Raw genomic sequence first — 5,461 nt, 5'->3', positions numbered from 1 at the left:
GGAGCCGGTCCGCGAGTTCGGCGGCGGCCGCGTATGCGACGCCGCCAAGGCCCAGCCGCTGGTCGGCCGCCACGGCACGAGCGAGCTCGGCGCGCAAGCGCTCCGCCTTTCCGGCGCCGGCACGATCCGCTGGATCCCGCCCGGTACCGCAGTGACCATGGATTACCGCACCGACCGCCTCAACATCGAGCTCGACGGCAAGGGCCGGGTCACCGGAATCCGCTGCGGCTAATCGAAACGCACGTCGGGCTTGTAGCCCATCGCTCCCGCCAGGGTCTTCAGCCGCCGCTCGACCGTCTCGCCGTAGAGGCCGTCATCCTCCCGTTTCAGGGTCAGCCGCAGCACCTTGTCCTCGATCGCGATGGAGCTCCGGTCGAGGCTCGCCGCAACGCCGCCGCTGAGCCGCTGGCCGAGCCGCATCGCAAGGCCCCAGTGGGAGGCCCTGCGCAGCTCATCCGGGCTGCAAAGGCCGGCAACGTCGGAATCGGCGAATTCGCGGCCGCCGCCGAAATTCGAGAACAGGGCCTGCGCCATCATCACCCGCCCGGGGCCGTCGACGCCGACCCAGTTGCCGTGGAGCGCCATGTCGACTCCGCGCTCGGCCCTGAAATCGGGATGCGCCTGCCAGGCGATGTCGGCGAGAAGGCAAGCCGCGAGCCGCAGCCGCGCCGCCTCCCGCTCGTCGTCGAAGATCGGCGAGATCCAGCGGTCGAGCAGGGCGCCATGCTCGGCAAAGCGGCCGAGGCCCTTCCCCGCCTCGCGCGCCGCTTCGAGCAGCGGATCGCGCGCCCGAGTCGCAGCGTCGAGGCCGTCGTAGAGCAGGCCTTCGCGGATGCCGAAGGCGGAGACGACGAGATGGCTCGGCTTCAGCTCCTCGACCATCAGTTTCAGGAGCAGGTTGGCGCGCGGAAGCGTCGGAACGCGCGAGACGGAAAGCGAGGCCATGTTCTTGAGCTTCAGCCGCTCGAGCTCCGCGATCACCGGCACTAATTCGGCCGCGCGTTCGGAGCGCATGCTGTAATGGTGGATGATCGGAAGCGGATAGTCGCTGAGCAGCATGTCGAGCCGCGCCAGCGCGCGCCAGGAGCCGCCGACGAGGTAGAAGGGCCGCTTGCGGGCAGCCTTCCGGAAGTCCGCCTCCTCGACCGCCTTTTCCACTTTCCGAGCAAGCGCCGCCTCGCCTTTGGCCAGCGTCGGCTGGATCCGGAGGACGCCGAGCGGGAGCGACACCGCCTTGCGGATCTCACCGCCCGCGACATCGACCAGTTCGAGGCTGCCGCCGCCGAGATCGCCGACGATGCCGTCGGCCTCCGGTATTGCCGAGATGACCCCCTGCCCTGCCACCCGCGCTTCCTGCTCGCCCGAAAGGATGTCGGGATCGAACCCGATCTCGCGCACCCGATCGAGGAAGCCGGCGCCGTTTGAGGCCATGCGCACGGCGGCGGTGGCGACGACCCGCTCCTCGCCCACCTCCATCTGCCGGGTCAGGATCCGGAAGCGCCGGAGCGCGGCCAGCGCCCGCTCCTGCGATGCCTCTGAAAGCTCGCCGCCGCGGATCAGCCCCTCGCCGAGGCCAGCCATCACCTTTTCGTTGAACAGGATGAACGGCACCCGGGCCGAGCCCGCATAGACGACGAGACGGACCGAGTTGGACCCGATGTCGATGATCGCGACCGGCTTTTCGTAGCTCAATTCGTGTCTCTCAGCGGCCGCGGCGAAGCTGGAGCTTGGGCACGGAACCGCTCTTGCGAAGCGCCGCGCCGCGTCCGGAAAGCGACGGGTTGGTCATGAAGTAAAGGTGCAGGTTGAACGATTTGCCGCCCTCTGCCGAGATGCGCTCGTAGCTTCCGTCCGGCAGAAGCCGCCAGCTCTGCTCGTTGTCGATTAGGTTCGCGACCATCACCTGATCGAGCACCTGCGCATGGACGGTCGGATTCTCGATCTTCAGCATATATTCGACGCGGCGGTCGAAATTGCGCGGCATCCAGTCGGCCGAGCTCACATAGACGAGGGCATTGTTGTTCGGCAGCTCCTCGCCGTTGCCGAACGCCCAGATGCGGCTGTGCTCGAGGAAGCGGCCGACGATCGACTTCACCCGGATATTGTCGGACAGGCCGGGAACGCCCGGCCTCAGGCAGCATATGCCACGGACGATGAGGTCGATCTCAACTCCGGCGGCGCTTGCAGCGTAGAGTTTGTCGATGATCGTGGGATCGACGAGCGCGTTCATCTTCGCCCAGACGACGCCCGGCTTGCCGGCGCGGGCGTTGTCGATCTCCCGGTCGATCAGCCGCGACAGCTCGTCGCGCAGGCCGTGCGGCGACATGGTGAGGATCTCGAGGTCGCGCGGCTCGACGTAGCCGGTGATGTAGTTGAACATCTGGGCGGCATCGCGCCCCGCCCTCGGATCGGCGGTGAAGAAGCTGATGTCGGTGTAGATGCGCGCAGTCACCGGATGATAATTGCCGGTGCCGAAGTGGCAGTAGGTGCGGTAGCCCTTCTCCTCGCGGCGGACGACCATCGACACCTTGGCGTGGGTCTTCCAGTCGATGAAGCCGTAGACGACCTGCACGCCCGCCCGCTCGAGCGCATTCGCCCAGAGAAGGTTCTGCTCCTCGTCGAACCGCGCCTTCAACTCGACTACGGCCGTGACCGATTTCCCGGCCTCCGCCGCGTCGATCAAGGCGCGGATGATCGCCGACTGCTTGCCCGCGCGATAAAGCGTCTGCTTGATCGCCACGACGTCGGGATCGGCGGCGGCCTGCTTCAGGAATTCGACCACCACTTCGAAGCTCTCATAAGGGTGGTGGACGACGATGTCCTTGCTTCGGATCGCTGCGAAGCAATCGCCGCCATGTTCCCGGATCCGCTCGGGAAAGCGGGCCGTGAAGGGCGGGAATTTGAGGTCCGGGCGGTCCTCCTCGACCAGCACCGCGAGATCTGCGATGCCGAGGAAGCCGGTCGATTCGAAGACCAGGGCTTCGCTCGCATCGAGGCCGGTTCGGACCAGGGCCTCCAGCTCGTCCGGCATTCCGGCTTCGAGCTCGAGGCGGATGACCCGGCCGCGGCGGCGCCGCTTGATCGCGCTCCGGAAGAAGCGGACGAGGTCCTCCGCTTCCTCCTCGACCTCGATGTCGCTGTCGCGGATCACCCGGAAGGCGCCGTGGCCGAGGATCTCGTAGCCGGGGAACAGAGTGGAGATGTAGCGGCGGATCAGCGATTCGACTGCGATGTAGCGCGCTTCCTCCCCGGGCACCCTGACGAAGCGCGGCAAGGTCGGCGGCACCATCAGCAGCTCGCGGATCGGAAGGCCGTCAGACAGGCGCTTCAGGTCGAAGATCAGCGAGAAGCCCTTGTTCGGGATGAACGGAAAGGGATGGGCCGGATCGATCGCCTGCGGGGTCAGCACCGGGAAGATCTGCTCCCGGAAATGCTGGTCCAGCCAGTCGGCGGTGCTCCTGTCGAGCTCCTTATGGCCAATGACGCCAAGGTCGGCCGCCGCCATCTCCCGCCGCAGCCCACGCCACACTTCCTGCTGGCTCGCCGTCAGCCGGTTCGCCTCCTCGGCGATCGCGATCAGCTGCTGCGCGGGCGTCATGCCGTCGGCGGACTGCTCCTCGACGCCGAGCAGCTGCTGCCCCTTGAGGCCGGCCACGCGGACCATGAAGAATTCGTCGAGATTGTTGCCTGAGATGGAGAGGAAGCGGAGCCGCTCAAGCAGCGGATGCGCTTCGTTGGTGGCTTCCTCGAGCACCCGGCGGTTGAAGGCGAGCCAGGAAAGCTCGCGGTTGAAATAGAGGCTCCGGAGGCCGGCTTCGCCGTAATCCCCCTCCTCGTCATTCGCCGCGGTTGCTGCCGGATTGTCCATTTTCAGGCCTGGTTTCTCGCTCGTCTGATCAATCCGGCATCCGCCAGAGCCGTCCGCGCCATCGGCACGGTCATGCGCCGGTGCCGCGACAGCATCGCCCGGTCGAGCGCCTCTACCACCTGCAGAACGGCAACATAGGAACGTTCGATCCTCGGAACGATGAATTCCGTCACTTCGGGCGGCGTGACGACCCCTCTTTGCCCGAGCAATGTTACAATAAGATCACCGAGCAAAGCGTCGTCCGGCTGCTCGATCTCCACGTGCGGCGTCGCGGCCAAGCGGGAGCGGAGGTCCGGCAGGACGACCTTCCATGCCGGAGGCGCGGCATCGGCGACGAGGATCAGCGGCCGCCGCCGCTCCTGCGCGTCGTTCCAGGCATGGAAGAGCGCTTCTTCCTCATGGTCCTCGGCATTGTCGAACAGGCGCCCGCCGGTCTTGCGGGCGACGATTCGGCCGAGGAGGCTTCGGCCCGACTTGCGGGGGCCGGTGAGCAGAGTGGCCATGACCGGCCAGAGCGACCAGCGCTTGAAATGGTCGAACGCCGCCTGGTTCGCCCTTGAGACGATGAAATCCTCGTCGCGGTCCGCCACCGGCCAATCGAGCGGCAGCGCGATCTGGTTCACCGCGAGCGCCTATTCTTCATCCGGCTGGGGCGCTGGAGCCGGAGCTTGGGCGGGCGGAGTCGCCGGTGGGCCGCCGCGGGAGATCCGGAGCGATGTCCCGCCGGCATCGAGCACCGCCCATCCCTGCGCCTGCAGCGCCGCTGCAAGGCGGCCGAGATCGCCCACATAGGTCACCCGCATCAGCGATGTGCCGCCGGCGGCAGGGTTGACAGTCAGCGCCGAGGTGATGCCGGCGATGCGGCTCACTGACAGCTCCGCCTGCTGGATCGAGCCTGCGCTGGGCGTATCGACGCGGATGCTGAAGGAGGTCGCGGCGCCGACCGGAACGGGGATGTTCGTGGTGGAGGGCTCCAGCGGCTCGGGAGCGCCTTCGTTCGCCGCTTCGATCTTCTCGGCGGCCGTATCGAGGATCTCGGGCTCCTCGATGATCAGGCTCGGATCGGGCGTCAGCAGCCCCATGCTCAGCGCGCGGGTATAGGAAGCATCGAGGCGGCGCACGCCCTCGTCCAGGAGGCGCGGGATGGCGGCGCCGTTCTCGACCCTCAGCGAGAAGCGGTCGATCACATGATTGTCGGGGCCGAAGCGGGCCGTGAAGGTGCCGATCGCCGGGCCGCCCGGATAGAGGCGCTTCAGGTGAACTTCGGGCACGATCACGTCGGCGGCGCCATATTGATCGAGCAGCATCCGCCACCAGGCGCGGCCGGGGCGCTTGGTCTGCATGACGTTGAGGAGCAGCGGATCGATGCCGGAGCCGGTCGGCCGCACATAGTCGATCGCGCTCCCGCCGGTGCGGAAGCGGGCCCATGCCTTCTGCCACTCATTGCGCGATTCGAACGTCTGAACCGAGGAACCGGTGAGGAAGACGGGGATGACCAGCATCGGCGCCGAGCGGCGGCCGGCGAGCGGGCCGACGCCCAGCAGCTGGCCTGCGCGTGCGCGGTCGAAGAGGACGCCGAGGCGGGCGATGTAG

At 67.4% G+C, this 5,461-nt stretch carries 5 protein-coding genes; 1 reads left to right on the top strand and 4 read right to left on the bottom strand.

The window, feature by feature from the left end:
* Positions 1-232, top strand: a 232-nt coding sequence (locus VF662_RS07035; protein WP_464139289.1) for an I78 family peptidase inhibitor, incomplete at its 5' end; no start/stop codon positions are given.
* Here VF662_RS07035 and VF662_RS07030 read toward each other — a convergent pair.
* The 4 genes from VF662_RS07030 to VF662_RS07015 all read right to left on the bottom strand — a co-directional run.
* Positions 229-1,692, bottom strand: a complete 1,464-nt coding sequence (locus VF662_RS07030) for a Ppx/GppA phosphatase family protein (RefSeq protein ID WP_464139287.1) — start codon at positions 1,690-1,692, stop codon at positions 229-231. The genes VF662_RS07035 and VF662_RS07030 overlap by 4 nt on opposite strands.
* A gap of 10 nt (positions 1,693-1,702) precedes the next feature.
* On the bottom strand, positions 1,703-3,868 hold the full coding sequence (locus tag VF662_RS07025; RefSeq protein WP_464139285.1) for an RNA degradosome polyphosphate kinase: 2,166 nt from the start codon (positions 3,866-3,868) through the stop codon (positions 1,703-1,705).
* Between the two features lie 2 nt (positions 3,869-3,870).
* Entirely contained in the window at positions 3,871-4,491 is a 621-nt protein-coding gene (locus tag VF662_RS07020) for an HdaA/DnaA family protein (RefSeq protein WP_464139283.1), read from the bottom strand.
* Between the two features lie 9 nt (positions 4,492-4,500).
* The coding region (locus tag VF662_RS07015; RefSeq protein ID WP_464139281.1) for a heavy-metal-associated domain-containing protein at positions 4,501-5,461 on the bottom strand (961 nt) is incomplete at its 5' end.

This window comes from Allosphingosinicella sp. (assembly GCF_036387215.1).
In the GTDB taxonomy this organism is placed as follows: domain Bacteria; phylum Pseudomonadota; class Alphaproteobacteria; order Sphingomonadales; family Sphingomonadaceae; genus Allosphingosinicella.
The sequence above is the reverse complement of the archived record's forward strand: the minus strand, read 5'-3'. Positions and strand labels throughout refer to the sequence as shown.